Raw genomic sequence first — 22,852 nt, forward strand, 5'->3', positions numbered from 1 at the left:
CCGTTTTTTTCGCCGTTTGCGACCTGAAGCGCGAACCGCCGCGCTTACTTCTTCACGCCGAGCACGCTGCCGAGTGTCGATGTCACGCCGCTCAGCAAGCCACCCGTCGTCGCGCTCGATGCCGACGAACCGGTGCTGCCCGACAAGCCGACACCCGCGCCGACGCTGACGGTTTGCGCCGGAGCGGCGGTCGTCGAGGTAGTGCCGGTCTTCACGCCGACCGCGCCCGTTACCGCGCCCACCACGTTCACCGTCGATGAGACGAGCGTGCCTGCGGTGCCGCTGGTCGATACGCCCAACGTCCCGCCGACCAGGCTGCTGACAGCGGACAGCGGCGATGTCGAACCGGTCGTCGAGCCCGATCCGCTCAGGCCGCCCGTCAACGATGCGAGGCTCACGCTGCTGCCGCCCGTCACGAGTCCGCCGGTCGATGCCAACGCGGCGCCGGTCGTCGAGACCAGATTGCCGACGCTCGCCGTCACCGCATTGCCGCTCGCGCCGGACAGCTTCGAGCCGACACCCGATACGCCGTTGCCGAGCGTGCTCACCAGCCCGTTCACCGGCGTGCCGAGGCCGGTCGCGCTGCCGACGGTTTGCGTCGTCGTGCTCGCGAACGTGGTGATCGGCGTGATCGCGCTGCTGACCTGCTGCGTCAGTTGCTGGACTGGCGCGCTGGAGATCGCCGTGCCGAGTCCGCTGCCGGTATCCGTCACCGCGCCGCCGATCGTGCTGACCACCTGGCCTGCGGGATTCGTGACCACGCCCAGCGCCGACAACGGACCGCTGCCGAGGCTGCTGACTGCGGTGCCCGCGCTGCCGACCGCGTCGCCGGTCTTTTCGACCACGCCGCCAAGGCTGTTCGCGGTCGTGCCGAGCGGATTCGCCGTCGAGCCGATCGAGCCGAGGCCCGCCGCAACGCCGTCGCCGAGCGTGGAAACCGCACCGCCCAGGTTCGTCACCACGCCGCCCAGCGCGTTGGTGGTTGCCGTGCCCAGCAGCGGCAGATTCGCCGCGCCGAGCGCCGTACCGACCGCGGACACCGTGTCGCCCGCTGCGGTGACGACGTTGCCCGATTTCGCCGCGACCGCCGCAATCGGCAACGGATTGGCCGGATCGTTGCCGCCCGTGCCGCCGCCATTGCCACCGTTGCCGCCGCTGCCACCGCCACCGCCCGATCCGCCCGAGTGGCTGACCGCCGACGTCGCGCCGACCCCGGCCGTCGCCACGGTGCCGACATCGGTGCTGGTGCCCGCGCTCGCGCTCAGGCCGGTGCTGCCTTCAGTGGCAATGGCGCCGCCATTGCTGCCGCTGTCGGTGGATTTACTCGTCGTGCCGGAACCGCCGCACGCGGCGAGTGCCAACAACGCTGCGGCGGCCGTTGCGACGGCGGTTTTGCGAATGACTTCGCTATAGATTTGATTCGTCATGGTTTCTCTCAGGTTTGCACGTTTTGATTCCCGGATGCCGCTTCGATGGCGGACATTCCGCATCCAGATTTTTTCGCGGACGAGCGTTACCGCACGCCGTTGGCCGGCGTGGGTATCCGCGAGCGACTTAAACCCCGGCGCGATTAATCGCGCTTAAGGCCGGCCATGACACACACGCAGATCGTAAATGGATTGATACGCGGCACTGCCGACGCGGGCAGAATGGCGATTACCGGGATGACCCGTTTCAAGGACTGATTCATGTGCTTCTCGGAACTCGGATAGTTATCAGTGCGAGTCCGTGGACATCGGCTGGCGCGTGCTTTTATCGATACCGCGAATCTCTCAGTGCTTCGCGGTTCAATAGATTTTTTGATGGGCACGATACCCGGCTGATGCCACAGAACTCCACCGTGCGGTGCTCGAATGGAGCCCGGCCGGAATCCCGTAAAGCCGATGCGCGGAACTTCTACCGATGACTTTAAAAACGGGGGTTCTTGAAAAGATTAACGGCAGAAACTCACAAGACCTTACGCTTATTTACTCGGGGTTTTCTCTGATCTTTATATGATGAAACCCCGGCATAAACCGGTATTTTATTCCGCGCATGTCGCCACGTTTATTATGGCTCTGTTTAATATACGTTCCGTTTGAAACGGACAATTCACCCCGATTTTAAAAATATCGCCGGATTCGATTAATCGCGGCGATATTCGGGAATCAACTTTTCTTCAGATAGCAGGCTTTGAGCATGAAATTCCCGGCATCCATCCGGCAATCCACTTCGTGATCGCCGCCGACCAGCCGGATGCTTTTGACCTTGGTGCCCATTTTCAGCGTGATCGACGAGCCTTTGACTTTCAGGTCTTTTATCAGCACCACGGAATCGCCACCGGCGAGCACGGTGCCGTTGACGTCTTTGACGACGGCCGCGTCGGCGTCGTCTTCCGTGGCGGCGGCGACCATCGGCCATTCGTGTCCGCAATCCGCGCAAACGTAATGCTCGCTATCCGGATACGTGTTTTCCATCGTGCATTGCGGGCAGGCCGGGATAGTCGACATAGCGGGTTCCAGAGTAAAGCGGGAAAGAGGCGCGCAGTATAAACGCTGGTTCGCGCCCTTCCCGATGTCACCGCGTCGCATGTCCGCGCGCGTTTCCGATGCCGCTACAGATCGAATCCGAGTTGCGCGCGCCCGAGCGGCGTCAGGTCGTCGCTGGTCGCACGGCCGTTGAAATCGACTTCGAAGTGATCGGTTGGGAAATCCGGCGGGCTTTTGCCTTCCAGAAAGCTCGAACGGTCGCCGTCCTTGCAACGGCGACGCGGCGACGGCTAGAAGGTTTCCCAGTCGGCGGATTCGTCGACGGTGGCGGTTTTCGCGGCGGGCGCAGCGTGGCTCGATGCGGGCTTGGTCGCGGCCGGTTTGACTTCGGATACGGACGGACGGTGTGCGTCGCGCGTGCTGTCCTTGCGCGGCGGCGTCGTCGCTTTCGGTGCGGCCTTCGTTGCCGTCTTTGCGACTGGCGCGCTTCGGGTCGCCGCGTTTTGCGCGGACGCGACGCGCGCCACGGTGCCCGTCGCAAAACCTGCCGACGCCGCCACCTTGAACACGCCGACGGTATCGCGCAACCGGTCGCCCTGGCTTTCCAGCGCCTGCGCCGCTGCCGCCGATTCCTCGACGAGCGCAGCGTTCTGCTGCGTGACTTCGTCCATTTGCGTGATCGCCTGATTGACCTGTTCGAGTCCGCGCGACTGCTCGTCGGACGCCGACGCGATTTCGCCCATGATGTCGGTCACGCGCTGCACCGCCTGCATCACGTCGGTCATCGTGCGGCCGGCATCTTCCACGAGCGTCGAACCGCTGCGAACCTGCTGGACCGAATCGGCGATCAGGTCCTTGATCTCCTTCGCGGCCGTCGACGAGCGCTGCGCGAGGCTGCGTACTTCGCTCGCGACCACGGCGAAGCCGCGTCCCTGCTCCCCCGCGCGGGCGGCTTCGACCGCGGCGTTGAGCGCCAGAATATTGGTCTGGAAAGCGATGCCTTCGATGATGCCGGTGATATCCGCGATTCGCGTCGAACTGCCGTTGATATCGCTCATCGTGTCAACGACGCGGCCGACGACCAGGTTGCCGCGCTGCGCGACTTCCGACGCCGTCGCCGCCAGCGAACTCGCCTGGCGCGCGTTATCGGCGTTGTTCTTCACGGTCGCGGTCAATTGCTGCATGCTCGACGCGCTCTGCTCCAGCGACGCCGCCTGCTGCTCGGTGCGCGCGGACAGATCGATATTGCCGGCGGCGATTTCTTTCGCGGCGAGTCCGACCGATTCGGTCGCGGTGCGCACCGATGTCATCACGTCGGCGATGCGCACGATCAACGCGTTGAACGCGGTGCCGGTACGGCCGATTTCGTCCATGCGCGCGACCGGCGCGCGCAACGTCAGATCGAGCGATTCGCTGACCCGTTCGAGCGTCGAGCGAATGCCGTTCAGGCTGCTGCGAATCACCGCGACCAGCCGGGTCGCCATCACCGCCGACAGCAGCAACGCGCCGAGCGTGACGGCGAGCATGGTCCAGAAAGCGATCCGGTACGCGGACGCGTTCTGGTCGCGGACATCGGCGGCCGCTTTCATGTTGTACGCAATATGCTCGTCGATGCGCGTCTTGACGGCGGCTGCGGCCAACGCGAGCGGCGCACCAGCGGCGAGTGACGCGCGGATGCCGTCGAGATCGCCCGCGTGCGCGTGTTCGATAAACGGTTGCAGCGTGGTGCGATAGCTGGCGATTGCTGCTTCGTCGGCTTGAGCCATGCGCATGTCGGTGTCGTCGGACACATCGGCCTGCTTGTAATGCGTCAACGTGTCGTCGAGCTGACGGTTTGCCGTCGCGACCGCTTCGTCCAGCGCCGACTTGTCCGGACTATTCGAGAACACCGCCAGTCGATAGGCGGCCAGCCGCAGATCGGCGAGATAGCCTTTGGCTGTATCGAGATCCTGAATGCTCGGAATGGTGTCGGCTTCGACCCGTTCGAAACGGGCCTGCGAGCGCGCCAGTTGCGCGAGGCCGCCCGAACCGACCGCGATCAGCCCCAAAAGCGCCACGGACAACGTAATGATTACGCGTTGAATGATAGTCATGAGAGTCTGCCTTAGTCTGCCTTTCGCGCTGATAACCCCGGAAACCCGGCGCGGCGAATCTGCGCACGCGCACGCCGGTGAGTGCGTGGTCCGGCATGCCGGGTCCACTTCTGGTTATCGTCAGATGAATGACAGAAATTAAGGGATAACCCTTACTATTTCTTTAGACGAATGGCGGGCGTTGCGAGAACGCCCTTACAACGGCTTCAGCTCGAAGTGATGCCATTGCGGCTGCGCGATCTCGCGCTGCAGCGACACGATCGACGCCTCGGCGAGATCGATTGCGGAAAGAGCTTGCTTGTACCCGGCTACGCCCGCTGCGGTTTTGACGAGTTGCACCCGACGCCAGCGCGTCATGCGCAGTGAGTTGTGGGCGAGCGTCAGCGTGTGGACGTCGGCGGCTTGCGCCGTCATCGGCGTTGCCAACGCGGCCAGATTCACGCCGTCGGCGAGATCGGCGGCATCGAGTACCGCAACCGCCTTGCCGTCTATCGACAGCTGGATGCGGCGTTCGGGCAAACCCGTCACCTTCAGGATTTGCTGGTTCAACGACGCCGTGAAATCCGTTGTCGAAGCGACGACTTTCGACATCGCGTCGTCCGGAAGCGGCATCGGTAATGCGGCGTCGAGTTGATCCCACGATAACGCCGGTCCTCGCGCGATTGCGCGCAATTGCGCATTGGCCGTGGACATGGCCACGCCGCCGCGTGCATCGATATCCACCGACGACACCAGCGCTGTCGCGCCCCACGCCTCCAGCAACGCCTTCGCCAGCAGAAGACCGCCAGCAGGCACCGGGTGCGTGCGGTCCGGGAACAGCTTGCTCGCGACGTCCGGTTGAACCGCAGCGAGCCGCCGCAGATCGGACACGACCGGCGCATTCAGATCGGCAACCGTTGCGTCCGATTGCGATGCGAGATGCGTTACCTGATCGCCGTAGCGGATCAACACATCGTTATAGTCGCCGCCCGTCCACTGCGCGCGCGTGAAGTCATCGTACGGCGATGGACGGATCAACGTGAGCCGGGCGTGCGGTGCGACTGTTTTTAGCGTCGTCAATGCCGCGGTGTAGCCAGTCGTAAATGTATCGAGCGCGTGTGGATCGAACGACCGGAAACCGCCGTCGTTCATGCCGAACATCATCGTCACCACGGTTGGGTGAAAAGCGGCAACGTCACGGTCGAGCCGTTCGCGCATGTCTCCAGCCAGTCCGCCGGAAATCTTGTCTTTGCCGACGCCGGAATTGATGAATCTCACCGGCATGTGCGGGTATCGGGTCACCACGTAATCTTCGACCGGCACCGTGTACGCGCCGCCTTCCGTGATGCTGTCGCCGAGAAACACCACGGTGTCGCCCGCATGCAGAAAGAACGCATTTGCATGCGCTTGCGTGGCGACCAGGCTTGCCGACGCGCTGAACGTCAACGCGACGACAGTACGGCGCACCACACGCCAGGGCCTGCATTGAGTCTTGAAAAATCGAGTGCCTTGCAATTCAAAATCCCGATTGTGCCGCTAAGAAAACGAGTCCTCATGCTAAAGGAAAACAATCGGTGATCCACAAGCAAATGCCCCCCCGGTTCAGCCAAACTTTGTCTGAACCGGTTTGCCGAGTCCGGCTACCCTTAACGATGGACCTAGCTAAACGCGACGCGTGCAGCGGGCTAACGGGGTAAGTGGTTCAGTCAGGTTTTTAAAATGAAAAGCGACACAACGATAAAATCGTTTGAAGGACTACGCGGCGTCGCGGCTTTGCTCGTTGCCGTGTATCACTTCAACGGTTTTCTGCGACCGGGATCGATTGTCGACAGCTTCTATCTGCTGGTCGATCTGTTCTTTATCCTGAGCGGATTCGTCATTTTCCGCGCGTATCAAGACGGTCTTTCGACGCCGCGTCAACTCGGTCGCTTCATGGTGCGACGGTTCGGACGGCTGTATCCGTTACACGCATTCGCGGCACTGTTCTTCGTCGCGGTTACGTGTTCATCGCGGATGCTCAAGGTCGTGATGACGCATCTCGGACTCGGTGCTGCGCTTAGCGCGCCGGGCTCGCATGCATTCGACTTGCCGGGCGTACCGGAGATTCTGAGTAATCTGTTCCTGCTTCAAGGCATCGGTCCGTTTTCGCACTACGAGATCAACGGGCCAAGCTGGAGTATCAGTACCGAGTTCTATACGTATATCGTGCTTGCACTCGGTGTGTACTTCCTTAAGGGACGCGTGCGCATGATTGCGTTTTCCGTCATCGCGGCGGTCGGGCTTGCGCTTGCGTTCTACGGCTCCGTTCATGCCGACGCGTGCCTGCAAACCGGACATTGCCTCGACTCCCATCTTGAGTACGCGTTCCCGCGCTGCCTCGGCGGCTTCTTTCTCGGTGCGATCGCAGACCGGCTGGCGCCGCGTGTGGCGCTTGCCGGTGAACGCGCGCTGTCGCTCGCGCAAGTCGGCGCAGCGGCACTTGCGCTCTTTATCATGTGGAAGTCGATTTCGATTCCGTCGTATGCGTTCTTTGGCGTCTTCGCATTTTTTATCGTCGTACTGACGCTGGCGAGCGATATCGGGCCGCTCGCGATGCTGCTCAAAACGCGTGTCTGCCAGTTTCTCGGCAAGATCTCGTACTCGATGTATCTGGTCCACGCACCGCTGGTTTTCATCGGTCATCTGACGATGAAGCCGCTACCGCTCGTCGTCAAGTTCGCGGTGCTCGCCGGTTATCTTGCGTTGGTGATTGCGATTTCCACGCAGACGTTCCGCTTTATCGAAGCGCCCGGCCGCGACTTCGCTCGCAAGCTGTCGAACCGCTGGTTCGGCGGCGATATTCCGCAGGCGCGTCGCGCCGACGACGAACTTCAGGGTGTGGCAAGGCCATAAAAAAACGGCCGCATCGCGTTGCGATGCGGCCGTCTGAAATAGTTCCGGCAAAGACTTCCCGTCGTCTCACTGTGCGACTGCGGTGTTGTCCCTGAAGTTAGCGACCCGACTAAACGTGATGTAGTTCGAATCGTGCTGCGAATGTGCGCCGCCTTCCGCATCGTCGAACGAGGTCCGCACTGCTGCGACCAGATCGTTGCCGTCGAACTGCCAGTCGACATACTGGAAGCCATGCGTATTCCAGTCCGCGTGATGCAGCACGACGCGTCGCACGGTCCACGCATGCAGATCCGGCGATGAAATCAAGGCCAGCGTATTTCGCGCGCGTTCGTAGTTGTTGCCGCCGTAGCTCGACGTCACGGCATTCGTCAACGACCAGTAGAGTCCGCTCTTCGGGTCGAAGCGAATCGTGAATTTCTTGCCCGCACCCGGCATATCGACGAAGTCGTGCTGCGGATCGAACGTCACCGCCGTTCCGTCGCCGTTGGCTGTGACGAGTGCAGCGTGTTCCGGCAGTGCGTCGTAGTAGACGCGCAGCACGTTCACCGCGTCGCCGTTCGGCGCGACCACCGCGTTGCCTTCCAGCCAGCCGCCGAACTTGCCGTTGAGCCACGCCGGATTCGGCGCAAGCCGATTGCTGAAGGTCCAGTTCTTTGCGTCGAGCAGATCGCTGCCGACCGGCGCCGACATCATGAACGTCCAGATGCCCGTGCTCTCCACCGATTCCATCGTGCGCCAGATGCGCCCTTTGGTTACGACGACCGGCACGGCCGCCGAAAAGTACTTGCCCTTGTCCGTCAGTACGCCGCTTGTCGAGTCGTGCGGCACCGACCAGGTGTGGCCGTCGTCGATCGAGCGGCGAATGGTCGGCAAGCCGTTGAAGCCGCTGGTGCCGACGATATACAACGCGCCGTTGTCGACGAACAGCGACGACCAGTACTGACCTTTGAGCTCGCCGAGCTTTTGCCAAGACCGGCCGGAATCGTGCGACTCATAGAGTGTCTCGACGTTCTGCGTCGAACCGGCGCCGAACGTATCGTGCGCGACGATGTACGTACCATCGGGGAGAATCGCGATCGCGGGCGATCCGAGATAGACCTTGCTGGAGGCGGGACTGTGCGCGATCACCACGCCGGGCGGCGCTTCGATGACGGCAACGGCATCGGACGAATGCAGAATCGCGCCGCCGATCAGGCCGGCCCCGATCAGCAACGCGGTGGTGTACTTGACGGCGAGCCGGCGAGCGGTAAATTTCATCATTCAGAACATCCTGCGGATGGGCCCCGGGTTGAATTCGGCTTATCGACGCGCAACTCGATCGGCATGCGCTTACATGAAGTGACGGTACATATCCAGAAGGCTCGCCGTCAGATAACCGACCGGATCGCCTTCGTACAGCAGCGGCTGAATGCCGAGGTTTTTGGCAAGGCCGTACACGCCATACGCCACCGCGACAAACAGCACGAGTGCCTTGGTCGAGCCGCGCCGCATCTGCATGATCATCAGCGACAGGTACATCAGCGCGACCACGAAGAAGTAGATGTAGATCCGCTCGAACACCTTCGCGAAGTTGTACGTCGCAATCAACGCCAACGCGCCGAAATTCAGCGTCACCAGACAGGCATGCGCGGCGCGATATGCGTGCGCACCCGCCAGTTGCCGCGTTTTGGCGCTGCGAATCCACAGCACATTGCTTAGCGCGAAAATGCCCGCGGCGAGCGTGGCGACGCCTGCCACGCTAAAGGCGTCCCAGTTGCTATAGATGTTCAGTTTGGTGGACAGATACGAGTCGTCATTACCGAACGACGCGAGCAGGTTCGGGTTCGCTTTCGACGCGACAAATACCAGCGCGGCGACACCGCTCGCGGCCCAGATCGCACGTTTGCCGATATAGCGATACAGCAGGTACGGCACGCAAATGATCAGCGACGGAATATGCGCCGCGCCCGCCACCATCGCGAACAGGGTGCTACGCAAACGCGTCTTCGAGAAGATCATCAGGAAGATGAACGGGAATGCCATCGCCTGGCGGATCACGTTGCCGTATGTACCGAAAAACGACGACGATGAAATCAGCAACACCAGAAACAGCGGAATCGCATCGTAGCGCTCACGCCAGATCGCGACCAGCAGCGCCGAAAAGTACACGACGAACAACAGCAGGAAAGCGAGGTCGGTGATACCACCCAGCGCCGAAGCGATGTACAGCGACGAGAACGACAGAATTTCCGGCTGACGCGCCATGTACTGCGAGATGCCGACCGCGTGCATGGTTTGCATGAAGTCGAAGTACTGCAGCTTGTCGTTGCCGCCGTCTTGTATGGGCAGTTTGAGTGCCACCAGCGGACCCAGCACCACGACCGCGCCGATACACAACAGCGCGACCGAAAACCGTCCGGGCCGGTGCATGCAGCCCATCACGCAAACCAGCAGCAGATACAGATAAAACGCGCCGAACGGAAACGCCAGGCCGAGCCCGACCGTCACCACCAATGCAACCGCGAACGGCACGGGAACGGGCAACGTCGCGTTGCCGACAGTCAGCGTTCTCATCGTGCGCATCGTCGGATGCGGGGCACACAGCGCGACGCGCAGTGTGTATCGCCCGAACGCCGGGAGACGGGGAACAGGACGCTGGAGGCACCAGCGCGCAGGGTTGGCGGCAGTTGTTCGGACATGAAGGAGTCGAGGTAGTGATGGCAGCCGGTGTGCGCTGTCGCGGCTTCAGGTGCAGCTTTGAAGCGTAGCGATCTCACACGGGCGCAAGCTCTCGACGTCCGAATCGATCATGGTATTGGCGGATCAGGACAAGGAATCGCCGATCCACTGCCAATCGATAACGCCTGCCGTTCCTGCCGCACAGGTTGGGGTCCTGGCGGCATGCGCGTCGGCGAACCGGCCAGGACAAGCCGTCGCCGACGCGATGTACTGCTTACACCTTCGACACGAGGTCTTTCAGCGCGATGGCAGGATCGGCGAGGCCGCTGCGGTCCGCGATCAGTTCGCCACCGACCAGCATCCGGCCTTGCACGAAGTCTTTGGTGGCGTTGATGCAATCGAGCCCGATCAGGCGCTGGCCCTTCAGGTAGGCAATCGAAAACGACCGGCTGGTCGTGTCGCCGCGAACGATGACGTCGTCGTGACCGTTCGACAAACCGGCCATCTGGATTCGCAAGTCGTATTGCACCGACCAGAACCACGGCACGGCCGTTGCCGGGATCGCGGCGCCGGTGATGTCGCAGGCCACGATGCCGGCCTGTTCGACCGCGTTTTGCACGCTTTCGACGCGCACCGCGTCGCCCGATGCGAACGGGTTGGCGCGGCGTGCGCAATCGCCGATCGCGTAGACATCCGCGAGACTCGTGCGGCAAAGCGCATCGACGTCCACGCCGTTGTCGCCTTTCGCGCCGGCTTCGCGCAGCGGCGCCACCGACGGCGCAATGCCGATCCCGACGATCACCAGATCCGCCGCGATTTCGCAGCCATCCGCGAGTTTGACAGCGTTGACGCGACCGTTCTCACCGACAAACGATTCGACCACACCGCCCAGCACCAACTCGACGCCTTGCGCGCGATGCTCGTCGGCCATGAACGCCGACAGCGCGTGTCCAGCGACGCGCGCGAGCAGACGGTCCAGCGCCTCGACCACGGTCACGTGCTTGCCGGCTTTGCGCAGCACGGCCGCCGTTTCCAGACCGATATAACCGCCACCGACCACGACCACGCGCTGCGCGTCGGCCAGTTCCGATTTGATTGCGTCCACATCGGTCTTCTTTCTGACGACGTGAATGCCGGCCAGCGCCGCGCCTTCGCAACCCAGACGACGCGCGTCTCCGCCCGCAGCCCAGACCAGCTTGCCGTAGCTCAGCGAATCGCCGTTTTCGAGGCCGATGCGATGCGCGCCGGCATCGACCGATTGCACTTTCTGGCCGCGAATCAGCGTGATCTCGCGTTCCTGCCACGCGTCTTGAGGATGAAACCGCATCTCGTCGAACGAGCGCTCGGCCGCGAGATATTCCTTGCTCAGCGGCGGGCGCTGATACGGCAGGTCGCTCTCTTCGGAGACGACTGCGATGCTGCCTTCGAACTTCGCCTTGCGCAGCGCGAGCGCGCAGTGTGTGCCGGCATGGCCGGCGCCGACGATGATCACGTCAAATGCATTCATATTCGATCTAAGCGTAAGTGCGCCGGACGTCTCGCAACGTCGTCGAACGCGAGTCACTGTGTTCCGGCGCGACGCGTGCAGCGGTGCCACCGATCGCTTCGTCGAACGATCCGGCGGACCCGCGGCGACGCGTCGCGCCGCTTTTCCGAACTGCCGAGCATAGCTGCTTCGAGCGCAATCATGTTGGGAAGCGCGCCAAAATTCGCGACAAAAAGCCCCGCGAGAATCGCTTCTCGCGGGGCTTTTCGTAGAGTGCGCGGCGCGCTGAACTGCGCCGTGCGACCGGCGAACCGGCTTTAACGCGACATCATGTTCATCGCGACGTTGTGCAGAACCCACAGCGTGCCGCCGATCAGAATGACCGCCGTCATCACCGTGAAGGCAAAGGCCAGCACGTTCCAGCGCTGTTCCGACGACGTGTTCATGTGCAGGAAGAACACCAGATGCACGACGATCTGCACCAGCGCGAGGCCGGAGATCGCGAGCAACGCGTTTTCACCGGTCAGCACGCCGGCCATCACGAGGCCGAATGCGCCTGCCGTCAGGATCACCGACAGGATGAAACCGACCATGTAGCTGCCGGCGCTGCCGTGGCTCTCGCCTGCGTGAGAAGAATGGTGTTGTGCCATTTAAATCACACTCGCAAGGTAGACAAAGGTAAACACGCCGATCCAGACGATGTCCAGAAAGTGCCAGAACAGGCTCAGGCACGTCAGGCGACGCAGTTCGCGTTCGCCCAGTTCCGGGGCGCGGATCGCTTGCACGGCCAGCACCACCATCCAGATCAGACCCAGCGTCACGTGCAGGCCGTGGGTGCCGACCAGCGTGAAGAACGACGACAGGAACGCGCTGCGATCCGGGCCGGCGCCTTCGGCGATCAGGTGCGCAAACTCGCGCATTTCCATCACCAGGAACGACACGCCCAGCAGGAACGTCAGGGCCAGCCAGCCCAGCAGCACGCCCTTCTTGCCCTTGTGCGCGCCGATCATCGCGAAGCCGTACGTGATACTGCTCAGCAGCAGCACGGCGGTTTCGAGCGCGACGCCCGGGATTTCGAACAGGTCCTTGCCCGACGGACCGCCCGCGAACTGATGGCTCATCACCGCGAACACGGCGAACAACGACGCGAAAATCACGCAGTCGGTCATCAGGTACAGCCAGAATCCGAACACCGAATGCGACGGGACGTGGTCCGAGTCGTGGTGGTGCGGATCAGCAACGATAGTCTTCTGTAGCATCAGTTCTTCTCCAGCGCAGCAGCGATCACTGCCGCATGCCGTTCTTCGATCATCTGAACTGTATCGGCCGGAATGTAGTAACCCTCGTTCTTGCGGAAGCCATAGCCGATGACCGTCGCAAAGACACCGATCACGCCGAGGATCGCCAGCCACCAGATGTGCCACACCGCAGCGAAACCCAGCACCAGACTGAACACGCCAATCCAGAAGCCCGCGCTGGTATTCGACGGCATATGGATGTCGCGATAGACCGGCGGCTTTTCGCCCAGACCTGCACGCTCTTTCATATCGGCGAACGCATCCAGCGCGTGCACGTGCGGAATGATGGCGAAGTTATACGGCGGCGGCGGCGAGCTGGTCGCCCACTCCAGCGTCCGGCCGTCCCACGGATCGCCGGTGAAATCGCGGTTTTCGGGCTTGTTGCGATCGCGGATACTGACGATCAGTTGCAGCACCTGGAACACCACGCCGACGGCGATCAGTGCCGCACCGCAAGCGGCCACGATCATGTACGGCTGCCAGCTCGGATTGTCGTAGTGATTCAGACGACGGGTCGCGCCCATGAAGCCCAGCACGTACAGCGGCATGAATGCGAAGTAGAAGCCGACGAACCAGAACCAGAATGCACGCTTGCCGAGCTTTTCGTTCAGCTTGAAACCGAACACCTTCGGGAACCAGAACACGAAACCGGCCAGATACCCGAACACCACGCCGCCGATAATCACGTTGTGGAAGTGGGCAATCAGGAACAGCGAGTTGTGCAGCACGAAGTCGGCGCCGGGAATCGCCATCATCACGCCCGTCATACCGCCGATCACGAAAGTGACCATGAAGCCGATCGTCCACAGCACGGGCGGCGTGAATTGCAGGCGGCCCTTGTAGATCGTGAACAGCCAGTTGAACACCTTCACACCGGTCGGAATGGCGATGATCATCGTCGCAATACCGAAGAACGCATTGACGTCGGCGCCCGAACCCATCGTGAAGAAGTGGTGCAGCCACACCAGCAGCGACAGAACCATGATCGCGCACGATGCGTACACCATCGTCTTGTAGCCGAACAGCGGCTTCTTCGCGAACGTCGAAATCACTTCCGAGTAGATACCGAATGCAGGCAGCACCAGGATATACACCTCCGGATGGCCCCACGCCCAGATCAGGTTCAGGTACAGCATCGCGTTGCCGCCGGCATCGTTCGTGAAGAAGTGCATGCCGAGGTAACGGTCGAGTCCGAGCAACGCGAGCGTCAATGCGAGAATCGGGAACGTTGCCATGATCAGCACGTTCGAGCACAGCGCGGTCCACGTGAACACCGGCAGCTTCATCCACGTCATGCCGGGCGCGCGCATCTTGACGATCGTGACGAAGAAGTTGATACCCGTCAGCAGCGTGCCGACACCGGACAGCTGCAAGCTCCACAGGTAGTAATCGACGCCCACGCCTGGACTGAACTGCAATTCCGACAGCGGCGGATACGCGAGCCAACCCACCTGCGCGAATTCACCGATCACCAGCGAGATGTTGATCAGAATCGCGCTGATCGCCGTCATCCAGAAACTCAACGAATTGAGAAACGGAAACGCGAGGTCGCGTGAGCCGATCTGCAACGGCACGATCAGGTTGAACAGGCCGACCATGAACGCCATCGCCATGAAGAAAATCATGATGACGCCGTGCGCTGTGAAAATCTGGTCGTAGTGATGCGGCGGCAGGTAACCGGGCGCATCCATCGCGACCGCAAGCTGGGTTCGCATCATCACCGCATCGGCGAAACCGCGTACCAGCATGATGAGCGCGACGACGATATACATCACGCCGATGCGCTTGTGATCGACCGAGGTGAGCCATTCGGTCCACAAATACCGCCACTTTCCGAAATACGTGATCAGACCGAACACCGTCGCACCGACGATGGCAATCACCGCGGCCGTAATCATGATGATCGGCTCGTGATACGGGATCGAGTCGAGTGAGAGTTTTCCAAACATACGTTACCCCTTCACCCCACAATTGGCGTCCTTCGGATCCAGGACGTGACCATTGTTGTAGCGGGCGATGATGTTATGAAACAGCTTCGGATCCACCGACGAGAAATAGCCGACCGGCGCCTTTTCTTGCGGCTTCGACACGACGTTGTAGCGATTCATGTCGAGGTTGTCCTTCGATGCACGAACCTCGGCGACCCACGCGTCGAATGCTTCCGGCGACTTCGCCAGCGCGCGGAATTTCATGTCCGAGAAGCCCTTGCCGCTGAAGTTCGCCGACATCCCGGCGTAGTCGCCCGCTTCGTCCGCGATCAGGTGCAGACGCGTTTGCATCCCGGCCATTGCATAGACCTGACTGCCCAGTTGCGGAACGAAAAACGAGTTCATCACCGAGTCGGACGTGATGACGTGAAGTTGACCGGCGTGCCGACCGGAAACGCGATCTGGTTGACCGTCGCGATACCGAGATCCGGATAGATGAACAGCCATTTCCAGTCGAGCGCCACGACTTCGACGTTGATCGGTTTGACTTCCGATGCAAGCGGCTTGTACGGGTCAAGCTCGTGCGTCGTCTTCCACGTCAGCACCGCGAGGAACAGGATGATCAGGCTCGGAATCGTCCAGATCACCACTTCGATCGCGGTAGAGTGGGCCCACTTCGGCCGGTAATCGGCCCCGGCATTGCCCGATCGATAACGCCACGCAAACAGCAGCGTGAGCGCAATCACCGGAATCACGACGATCAGCATCGCCCACGTCGATGTCGCGATCAGCTGCTTTTCCGCCATGCCGATACTGCCCTTCGGATCGAGCAGCTCCAGCTTGCACCCCGACAGCAACATCAACGGTGCAAAGTGAATCAGGCTCGATGCCCTATGAAGGATTCGGTTCTTCATGTCCCTAGACCCCACTTCTCTCTCCTTCAAATCAGTTGGTCGTGCCCCAACAACGGACGAATGTTAGGGGTTTTGGAGATAGGGGAACCTTGCGAAACGTCAATGAATCGTGAAGACCGAACGCATATGCGGCATTCGGTCACAGATAGGTGAACACTGCGAGGATGGCGCTTACCCAGGCGAAAAACCCGGCGAATCCGCGAAACGATCAACGCGGTTGAACGCGCCTGGTTGAAGAGAGAGAAACAGTTGACCCGATTTCACGCTGTCTGGTGCAGCATCGGTTGCACGTCTCTTTGTTCTATGACAAAGACTCGTCAGATCGGCTCTTTCACGACGCCGTCTCGCGGCGTTATCGTGGGCATCTCTAAATTAATCTGAGCGCGATCGAGCATGACTGGCTATCCCATGCAGACGTCCCCGGTTAAACCGCGTCGCGGCCGTCCACCCGGTCGATCGCCGGCTTATGCGGAAACGCGCCGGACGCTGATCCGGTTCGGCGTGGAATGGTTGAGCGAACAAGGTTTCGCCGCCACCGGGCTCGACTCGCTGCTGCGCCGCGCGAACGTGCCGAAGGGCTCGTTCTATCACTACTTCGAGAACAAGGAAGCGTTCGGCCGCGAGTTGATCGGCGCGTACGACGCGTATTTCTGCGGCAAGCTCGACCGCTGGCTACTCGACGACCGCGCTACCCCGCTCGACCGTCTGCACCGTTTCGTCGACGACATGAAAGCGGACATGACGCAACAGGCATTCGCGCGTGGCTGTCCGGTCGGGAATCTCGGGCACGAGATCGGCATGTTGCCGAGCGGCTATCGCGAACGGCTGTCGGAGATTCTCGAAGGCTGGCAGGTACGCGTCGCCGTCTGTCTGCGCGACGCGCAACATCACGCCGAACTGTCCGCGCAGGCCGACTGCGACGCGCTCGCGTCGTTCTTCTGGATCGGTTGGGAAGGTGCGGTTCTGCGCGCGCGACTGATCAAAAGCGTCGGCCCGCTCGACAACTTCATCCACGGCTTCATTGCAGGATTACCCCGTTGATCCCGCGCATCCAGTTGTTCCTTCACCCATGAACACCACCGCTCTTCCCGCCCCTTCCGGCTCCCAGTTCTCCCAATATCTCGCGCTGACGAAACCGCGCGTGACGTACCTCGCGGTGTTTTGCGCGGTGATCGGCATGTTCCTGTCCACGCCGGGCATGGTGCCGTGGCCGGTGCTGATCGGCGGCACGGTCGGTATCTGGCTGCTGTCCGGCGCAGCGTTCGCACTGAATTGCCTGATCGAGCAGAACATCGACGCCAAAATGCAACGCACGGCATCGCGGCCCTCGGCGCGCGGCGACATCTCGCGACCGCGCATCCTGATGTTTTCGCTCGGCCTGGGCGCGCTCGGCATGTGGACGCTGTGCACGTTCACCAACGCGCTCACGATGTGGCTGACGCTCGCGACCTTCGTCGGTTATGCGGTGATCTACACGATCTTCCTGAAGCCCGCGACGCCGCAAAACATCGTGATCGGCGGCGCGTCGGGCGCGATGCCGCCCGCGCTCGGTTGGGCCGCCGTCACCGGTCACGTGCCCGGCGACGCGTGGATTCTCGTGCTGATCATCTTCGCGTGGACGCCGCCGCATTTCTGGGCGCTCGCGCTGTATCGCCGCAAGGAATACGCGAAATCGGGTTTGCCGATGCTGCCCAACACGCACGGCGAGAAATACACGCGCCTGCATATCCTGCTGTATTCGATCGTGCTGTTTATCGTGACGATGATGCCGTTTATCACCGGCATGAGCGACGTCGTGTATCTGGTGTCGGCGGTGTCGCTGGGTGCGGTTTTCGTCGCGTATGCGTGGAAGATTTATCGCGAATACTCGGACGCCTTCGCCCGCAAAGCCTTTCAGCATTCGATCATTTATCTCGCGCTGCTGTTCGCCGCCTTACTTGTCGATCACTACGCGCAAGTGAAGATTGCCGCGTGGCTGGCGTGAGACGTCGCGTGCGACGGCACGCGGCGGTGAAGCTTACGAATCCGCGACTTTCAGCGTAACCGGCAGTAAGACGCGAGGCGATACGACGCCGTGCGGGCAATCGTAGAATCGGTGCGCGACCTTCAACTACCGCCCTGATTCAATGAACGCATTCGACGGATCGCGCCCGCGCTGGCCTGCCAGCTGTTTCGCACTCGCACTGGCGGCGCTCGGCTTGTGCCGCATCACGCTCGCGCATGCAGACTGCCTTCCCGCCGACGGCCATCGCGCGTCGGAACTGACACTGCCTGCCGCGCACATCACCATTCCATTCAACGCCGAAGTCGGTACGACCGTCGGCGCCGTGCACGCGATGGTGCCGTCCGACCTGCCGTTCACCTGCACCGGTGCCGGCAATGCGCGCGACGTGCGCGTCCTCGCGCAACCGGTCAGCGTCGCGGGTCTCGCCAACGTCTATGCGACCAATGTGCACGGGATCGGCGTTCGGCTGATCGTGCGCGGCGGCAGTTTCGCCGGCATCGACGACGGCCCGCGCGCCGCACCGTACAAAGTGTCGCTGCCCGCGCACGCGGATCGTCTGACGGGCGTTGCCGTCGATGCGGAATTCGTCAAGACCGGCCCCGTGCAGGACGGCGTGCTCGCAGCGGGAAAACTGGTCAGCGTGACGATCGGCGGTGCCGAGATGGTGAACGTGGCCACGCCGCCCGACGGCATCGTGTTCAGCGCGCTTCAGTGCGCGCCGGTGACGGTCGGCGGTGCGGTATCGATGGGCGTTGGCACGATGGGCGCGTTCTCGCAGGAAAGCGTCGTGATCGGCACCGGCTGCAACCCGAACGTCAGCGCGGTGATCGGACTCGAAACCGGCTATCTGTACGGTCGCGGCGGGCGAAGCGCGATCGCCGTCGCGCATGGCGCGGCCGTCCCGGCAAAAGCTGCTGCGATTCCCGGCATGGTGTCGATCAGTCGATCGCGCGGCATGCGGACGCGCAACGGCGAACTGACGCCATCCACGTCCGACGATACCGACACCGGCACGTCCGGCTCCGCGCAATCCGCGTATCAATCCGCGTATCAATCCGGTGCGCAATCCGGCGCGCAATCCGGTGGATTCGGCATGAGCGGCGGCGGCCAGCGCCGCTAGGCGCGCGTCTCAGGCCGAGACTCAGGCCACGACTCAGGCCGCGCCGCCGATCCGCAACAGCACCTTGCCCTTGCGTCCGGGAACATCGCTGGCCGCTGCGGCTTTCGCGACATCCGCGAGATCGAACACGGCTTCGACCGGCAGCTTCAGCGCGCCGCTCGCGGCCAGCCGGATCAATTCGCCGATCATCCGCACCTTGTCCGCGCCCGACGTCGCAGCCGATACTTTGGTCGCCCAGAAGCCTTTGACGACGGCCTGCTTGAAGATCGCATCACCGGAATTGAGGCGCATCGGCTCGCCGGACATCGCGCCGAACGACACCAGCGTGCCGCCTTCGCCCAACAGTCCGAACAGATCGCCGCTGGCCTCGCCGCCGACCGAATCGACGGCCGCCAGCAACGGTGCGCCACCGGTCAACGCGCGCGCCTGATCTTTCCAGTCCGCTGTCTGCGTCGATACGGCGTTGCCGAGACCGACTTCCGCGAGTTCGGCAATCCCGGCATCGCGTCGCACGACGTTGACGACGTGAATCCCGCGCGACGCCGCCAGCATCGCCAGCGTCTTGCCGACCGCGCCGTTCGCGGTGTTCTGGATAAACCACTGCCCCGCTTCGAGCTTCAGGTATTCGAGCAACATCACCGCGCTCAGCGGCATCGCGAGCAGTTGGCAGCCGGTTTCATCGTCGATCGCGTCGGGCAGCGGCACGACAGCCACAGCGGGCGCGAGCACGAACTCGGCCCATGCTTCGTAAATGCCGGCCACCACGACCCGCTGACCGGGCATCACGTGGGTCACGCCGTCGCCGACCGCGTCGATCACACCCGCGACTTCCGTACCGCCGACCGCAGGCAGCGTCGGCTTATAACCGTATTGCCCGCGAATCGTCCACAGGTCGTGATTGTGGATCGGCGCGAGCGTGGCCTTGATCCGCACCTGTCCCGCGCCCGGCGTGGGGACGGGACGCTCGCCGCAACTCAGGACTTCGGCCGGGTTGCCGAACGACAAAAACACAGCGCTACGCACATTGCACCTCGATCTCGGTATTTCGTTTTTCGTCACGAGCGCGGCACCGGACTGCATCGGATAACGCATTGAGCGGTGCCGGTCGCGTCGATCTCATGGCCGGTATGTTCAACGAAACTAGACCAGTCGTCTAGCAAACTTTCAGCGCCCTGCCGACGCAGCCCGAAACGATCTGTCCGACCGCTTTGCGACACGCGCGCATCCGCGTCCATCGCCCGGCTGATACGGCCGCCAGGCCCGCGCCTCTAATAAAGGGCTTGTATTAAAAAAGTGATCTAATAAGATCGGTTACCCAACAAGCCCTGCCGGATTGAGCGAGCAAGCGGGTGCGGAGACAACAGAGAGAACAGGATGGACAGGATCTGGCTGAAGTCGTACCCGGAAGGCGTGCCCGCAACCATCGACGCGTCGCAATACCGGTCGCTCGTGCATCTGCTCGAAGAGTCGTTCAGCGCGTTCTCCGCGCGCAATGCGTACGTCTGCATGGGCCGCTTCCTGACCTACGGCGAACTCGACACCCACTCGCATCATCTGGCCGCCTGGCTGCAATCCAGAGGCCTCGCGCCGGGCGCGCGGGTCGCGGTCATGATGCCCAACGTGCTGCAATATCCGGTGGCTGTCGCGGCGATCCTGCGTGCCGGACTGACGGTCGTCAACGTGAACCCGCTGTACACGCCGCGCGAACTCGAACATCAGTTGAACGACTCCGGCGCGGAAGCGATCGTGATCCTCGAAAACTTCGCGACCACCCTCGAAAAGGTGATCGGCACATCGAAGATCAGGCATGTGATCGTCGCGAGCATGGGCGACATGCTCGGCGCGGTCAAAGGCCAGATCGTCAACTTCGTGGTGCGCAACGTGAAGAAGATGGTTCCGGCATTCCATCTGCCCGACGCGACCCGCTTCAACACCGCGCTGCGCGACGGCGCGCGCCAGGGCCTCGCGCCCGTCACCGCGACCCACGACGACATCGCGTTCCTGCAATACACCGGCGGCACGACCGGTGTATCGAAAGGCGCGGTGCTGAGCCACGGCAACATCATCGCGAACATCCTGCAAGGCGACGCGTGGAGTCAACCGTGTCTGAAGCAGCCGCCCGCGCTCGACGCACCCGTCACCGTGTGCGCGTTGCCGCTGTATCACATCCTCGCGTTGAGCGCGTGCATGTTGATGGGCGCACGCTGGGGCGCGATGAATATCCTGATTCCGAATCCGCGCGATATTCCCGGCTTCGTCAAAGCGCTTTCGGGATTCAGGATCAACTTTTTCCCCGGCGTGAATACGCTGTTCAATGCGTTGCTGAACAATCCCGAGTTCGCGAAGCTCGACTTTTCCGGCTTGCGGATCTCGCTTGGCGGCGGGATGGCCGTACAGGAAGTCGTCAGCGCGAAGTGGCTGAAATTGACGGGTTCGCCGATTCTCGAAGGCTACGGCTTGTCGGAAACCTCGCCGAACGCGACGCTGAACCCCGCCACGCTGACCGCGTTTACCGGCACGATCGGCCTGCCCGTGCCCTCGACCGACATCGCGATTCTCGATGAAAGCAATGCGCCGGTGCCGCTCGGCGAAGCGGGCGAGATCGCGATTCGCGGACCGCAGGTGATGTCCGGCTACTGGAACCGTCCCGACGAAACCGCGAAGGTGATGACGCCGGACGGCTTCTTCAAATCCGGCGATATCGGCGTGATGGACGAGCGCGGCTACGTGAAGATCATCGACCGCAAGAAGGACATGATCCTGGTGTCCGGTTTCAACGTCTATCCGAACGAGGTGGAAGGCGTGGTGGCCGCGCATCCGGGCGTGCTCGAATGCGCGTGCGTCGGTGTGCCGGACGAGAATTCGGGCGAAGCGGTGAAACTGTTCGTCGTCAGGAAAGACCCGGCGCTGACCGCCGATCAGTTGCTGGCGTATTGCAAGGACAACCTGACCGCGTACAAGAAACCTCGCTTCATCGAGTTCCGCGATTCGCTGCCGAAAACCAACGTCGGCAAGATCTTGCGACGGGCATTACGGGACGAAAAGCAAGCTGCCTGACCGGGATGCGGCATGGCAATTGCAGCGCGATCTCACTTTCGTCATTCGCGCGTCGTCCGACGCGTTTTTACATTTTTCTCCGAGTGCTATTGCCTATGCTGACAGTCCATCACTTGAACAACTCGCGCTCGCAGCGCGTCCTGTGGCTGCTTGAAGAACTGGGCGTGCCATACGAGCTGAAACGCTACCAGCGCGATCCGAAGACGATGCTCGCGCCGCCCGAACTGCGCGCGGTTCATCCGCTCGGCAAGTCGCCCGTCATCACCGACGACGGCCTGACGATCGCCGAATCCGGCGCGATCATCGAGTATCTGATCGATCGTTACGGACACGGGCAGCTGGCGCCCGCGCCGGGCACGCCCGCGCGTTTGCAATACACGTACTGGCTGCATTACGCGGAAGGTTCGGCGATGCCGCCGTTGTTGCTGAAGCTGATTGCATCGCGGATCGCGACCGCGCCGATGCCGTTTTTCGCGAAGCCGATCGCGCGCAAGATTGCATCGACGCTGCAATCGTCGTTTATCGATCCGCAGCTGGCGTTGCATCTTGGCTATATCGAATCGACGTTATCGAAGACAGGCTGGTTCGTCGGGGATACGTTCAGCGCAGCGGATATCCAGATGAGTTTTCCGCTCGAAGCCGCGGCGTCGCGCGGCGGACAGAACGACAAACTGCCTTCGGTGATGGCGTTTTTGCAGCGCATTCATGCGAGGCCAGCGTATCAGCGCGCGTTGGAGCGCGGCGGGAAGTACGACTACGCGAGTTGAAATCGGGTCGACCTGCGGGGGTTTCGCGGGGGTTTTGTTGGTTTTGCGTTGGCGGGCGCGGCCCGGTTTCGCGTTGGTTTGGTTGGTTTTGCGTTGCCGTGCGTGGCCTGTTTTCACGCTGGTTTGGTTGGTTTTGCGTTGGCGTGCGCGTCCTGTATTCACGCTGGTCTGCCTGGATCGTCCCTGT

Annotated in this window: 17 protein-coding genes and 2 pseudogenes; 6 read left to right on the plus strand and 13 right to left on the minus strand. The window is 62.0% G+C overall.

Annotation, left to right across the window (positions count from 1 at the left end):
• Positions 1-44: 44 nt before the first annotated feature.
• From PW947_RS06650 to PW947_RS06670, 5 genes and pseudogenes are all read right to left on the minus strand, one after another.
• The gene (locus PW947_RS06650) at positions 45-1,427 is read right to left on the minus strand and encodes a collagen-like triple helix repeat-containing protein (RefSeq protein WP_299630280.1); all 1,383 of its coding nucleotides are present in this window, start codon (positions 1,425-1,427) and stop codon (positions 45-47) included.
• A 720-nt stretch (positions 1,428-2,147) separates the two neighbouring features.
• Entirely contained in the window at positions 2,148-2,489 is a 342-nt protein-coding gene (locus PW947_RS06655; protein ID WP_299630282.1) for a zinc ribbon domain-containing protein YjdM, read from the minus strand.
• A 104-nt stretch (positions 2,490-2,593) separates the two neighbouring features.
• Positions 2,594-2,719, minus strand: a pseudogene (locus PW947_RS06660) (hypothetical protein); the annotation flags it as partial.
• A gap of 39 nt (positions 2,720-2,758) precedes the next feature.
• Positions 2,759-4,561, minus strand: coding sequence for a methyl-accepting chemotaxis protein (locus tag PW947_RS06665; RefSeq protein WP_299630284.1), 1,803 nt, complete (start codon positions 4,559-4,561; stop codon positions 2,759-2,761).
• Between the two features lie 195 nt (positions 4,562-4,756).
• Positions 4,757-6,007, minus strand: coding sequence for an SGNH/GDSL hydrolase family protein (locus tag PW947_RS06670; RefSeq protein WP_299630286.1), 1,251 nt, complete (start codon positions 6,005-6,007; stop codon positions 4,757-4,759).
• A 252-nt stretch (positions 6,008-6,259) separates the two neighbouring features.
• Here PW947_RS06670 and PW947_RS06675 point away from each other — a divergent pair, with 252 nt between their 5' ends.
• Positions 6,260-7,432, plus strand: a complete 1,173-nt coding sequence (locus PW947_RS06675) for an acyltransferase (protein ID WP_299630287.1) — start codon at positions 6,260-6,262, stop codon at positions 7,430-7,432.
• 66 nt (positions 7,433-7,498) lie between these two features.
• Here PW947_RS06675 and PW947_RS06680 read toward each other — a convergent pair whose 3' ends face one another.
• The 7 genes and pseudogenes from PW947_RS06680 to cyoA form a co-directional block, all read right to left on the minus strand.
• On the minus strand, positions 7,499-8,692 hold the full coding sequence (locus PW947_RS06680) for a sialidase family protein (protein ID WP_299630288.1): 1,194 nt from the start codon (positions 8,690-8,692) through the stop codon (positions 7,499-7,501).
• Positions 8,693-8,761: 69 nt separating this feature from the next.
• Positions 8,762-9,985: an EpsG family protein gene (locus tag PW947_RS06685; RefSeq protein WP_299630289.1), complete on the minus strand. Its 1,224-nt coding sequence runs from the start codon at positions 9,983-9,985 to the stop codon at positions 8,762-8,764.
• A 379-nt stretch (positions 9,986-10,364) separates the two neighbouring features.
• On the minus strand, positions 10,365-11,597 hold the full coding sequence (locus PW947_RS06690; protein WP_299630290.1) for an FAD-dependent oxidoreductase: 1,233 nt from the start codon (positions 11,595-11,597) through the stop codon (positions 10,365-10,367).
• Positions 11,598-11,893: 296 nt separating this feature from the next.
• Positions 11,894-12,226 (minus strand): cytochrome o ubiquinol oxidase subunit IV, encoded by a 333-nt coding sequence (cyoD, locus tag PW947_RS06695; protein WP_299630291.1) that lies wholly within the window; start codon positions 12,224-12,226, stop codon positions 11,894-11,896.
• Complete coding sequence (gene cyoC, locus PW947_RS06700; RefSeq protein ID WP_299630293.1) at positions 12,227-12,835, minus strand: cytochrome o ubiquinol oxidase subunit III; 609 nt, start codon at positions 12,833-12,835, stop codon at positions 12,227-12,229. It lies immediately after the preceding gene.
• Positions 12,835-14,823: a cytochrome o ubiquinol oxidase subunit I gene (gene cyoB / locus PW947_RS06705; RefSeq protein WP_299630295.1), complete on the minus strand. Its 1,989-nt coding sequence runs from the start codon at positions 14,821-14,823 to the stop codon at positions 12,835-12,837. Before cyoB ends, cyoC begins: the two co-directional genes overlap by 1 nt.
• 3 nt (positions 14,824-14,826) lie before the next feature.
• Positions 14,827-15,716 (minus strand): annotated as a pseudogene (gene cyoA / locus PW947_RS06710) (ubiquinol oxidase subunit II).
• Between the two features lie 393 nt (positions 15,717-16,109).
• On the opposite strand from cyoA, the gene PW947_RS06715 reads away from it, so the two are divergent.
• From PW947_RS06715 to PW947_RS06725, 3 genes are all read left to right on the plus strand, one after another.
• Positions 16,110-16,757, plus strand: coding sequence for a TetR/AcrR family transcriptional regulator (locus PW947_RS06715; RefSeq protein ID WP_299630297.1), 648 nt, complete (start codon positions 16,110-16,112; stop codon positions 16,755-16,757).
• Between the two features lie 28 nt (positions 16,758-16,785).
• Positions 16,786-17,700, plus strand: a complete 915-nt coding sequence (cyoE, locus tag PW947_RS06720) for a heme o synthase (RefSeq protein ID WP_299630299.1) — start codon at positions 16,786-16,788, stop codon at positions 17,698-17,700.
• A gap of 142 nt (positions 17,701-17,842) precedes the next feature.
• Positions 17,843-18,841: a hypothetical protein gene (locus PW947_RS06725; RefSeq protein ID WP_299630300.1), complete on the plus strand. Its 999-nt coding sequence runs from the start codon at positions 17,843-17,845 to the stop codon at positions 18,839-18,841.
• Positions 18,842-18,874: 33 nt separating this feature from the next.
• On the opposite strand, the gene PW947_RS06730 is transcribed toward PW947_RS06725, so the two are convergent.
• Positions 18,875-19,864, minus strand: coding sequence for a zinc-binding dehydrogenase (locus PW947_RS06730; protein ID WP_299630301.1), 990 nt, complete (start codon positions 19,862-19,864; stop codon positions 18,875-18,877).
• 351 nt (positions 19,865-20,215) lie between these two features.
• On the opposite strand from PW947_RS06730, the gene PW947_RS06735 reads away from it, so the two are divergent.
• Positions 20,216-21,898, plus strand: a complete 1,683-nt coding sequence (locus tag PW947_RS06735) for a long-chain-fatty-acid--CoA ligase (RefSeq protein ID WP_299630302.1) — start codon at positions 20,216-20,218, stop codon at positions 21,896-21,898.
• A 95-nt stretch (positions 21,899-21,993) separates the two neighbouring features.
• Positions 21,994-22,665, plus strand: a complete 672-nt coding sequence (locus PW947_RS06740; protein WP_299630304.1) for a glutathione S-transferase — start codon at positions 21,994-21,996, stop codon at positions 22,663-22,665.
• Positions 22,666-22,852: the final 187 nt, after the last annotated feature.

The organism is Paraburkholderia sp. (genome assembly GCF_028283785.1).
GTDB lineage: Bacteria > Pseudomonadota > Gammaproteobacteria > Burkholderiales > Burkholderiaceae > Paraburkholderia.

Excerpts from the sequence above, each read along its gene's own strand:
- PW947_RS06680 (WP_299630288.1), bottom strand. The coding sequence starts at position 8,692 with ATGATGAAATTTACCGCTCGCCGGCTCGCCGTCAAGTACACCACCGCG.
- PW947_RS06650 (WP_299630280.1), bottom strand. The coding sequence starts at position 1,427 with ATGACGAATCAAATCTATAGCGAAGTCATTCGCAAAACCGCCGTCGCA.
- cyoD (WP_299630291.1), bottom strand. The coding sequence starts at position 12,226 with ATGGCACAACACCATTCTTCTCACGCAGGCGAGAGCCACGGCAGCGCC.
- PW947_RS06685 (WP_299630289.1), bottom strand. The coding sequence starts at position 9,985 with ATGAGAACGCTGACTGTCGGCAACGCGACGTTGCCCGTTCCCGTGCCG.
- cyoB (WP_299630295.1), bottom strand. The coding sequence starts at position 14,823 with ATGTTTGGAAAACTCTCACTCGACTCGATCCCGTATCACGAGCCGATC.
- PW947_RS06740 (WP_299630304.1), top strand. The coding sequence starts at position 21,994 with ATGCTGACAGTCCATCACTTGAACAACTCGCGCTCGCAGCGCGTCCTG.
- PW947_RS06690 (WP_299630290.1), bottom strand. The coding sequence starts at position 11,597 with ATGAATGCATTTGACGTGATCATCGTCGGCGCCGGCCATGCCGGCACA.
- PW947_RS06725 (WP_299630300.1), top strand. The coding sequence starts at position 17,843 with ATGAACGCATTCGACGGATCGCGCCCGCGCTGGCCTGCCAGCTGTTTC.
- PW947_RS06715 (WP_299630297.1), top strand. The coding sequence starts at position 16,110 with ATGACTGGCTATCCCATGCAGACGTCCCCGGTTAAACCGCGTCGCGGC.
- cyoE (WP_299630299.1), top strand. The coding sequence starts at position 16,786 with ATGAACACCACCGCTCTTCCCGCCCCTTCCGGCTCCCAGTTCTCCCAA.
- cyoC (WP_299630293.1), bottom strand. The coding sequence starts at position 12,835 with ATGCTACAGAAGACTATCGTTGCTGATCCGCACCACCACGACTCGGAC.
- PW947_RS06735 (WP_299630302.1), top strand. The coding sequence starts at position 20,216 with ATGGACAGGATCTGGCTGAAGTCGTACCCGGAAGGCGTGCCCGCAACC.
- PW947_RS06675 (WP_299630287.1), top strand. The coding sequence starts at position 6,260 with ATGAAAAGCGACACAACGATAAAATCGTTTGAAGGACTACGCGGCGTC.
- PW947_RS06665 (WP_299630284.1), bottom strand. The coding sequence starts at position 4,561 with ATGACTATCATTCAACGCGTAATCATTACGTTGTCCGTGGCGCTTTTG.
- PW947_RS06655 (WP_299630282.1), bottom strand. The coding sequence starts at position 2,489 with ATGTCGACTATCCCGGCCTGCCCGCAATGCACGATGGAAAACACGTAT.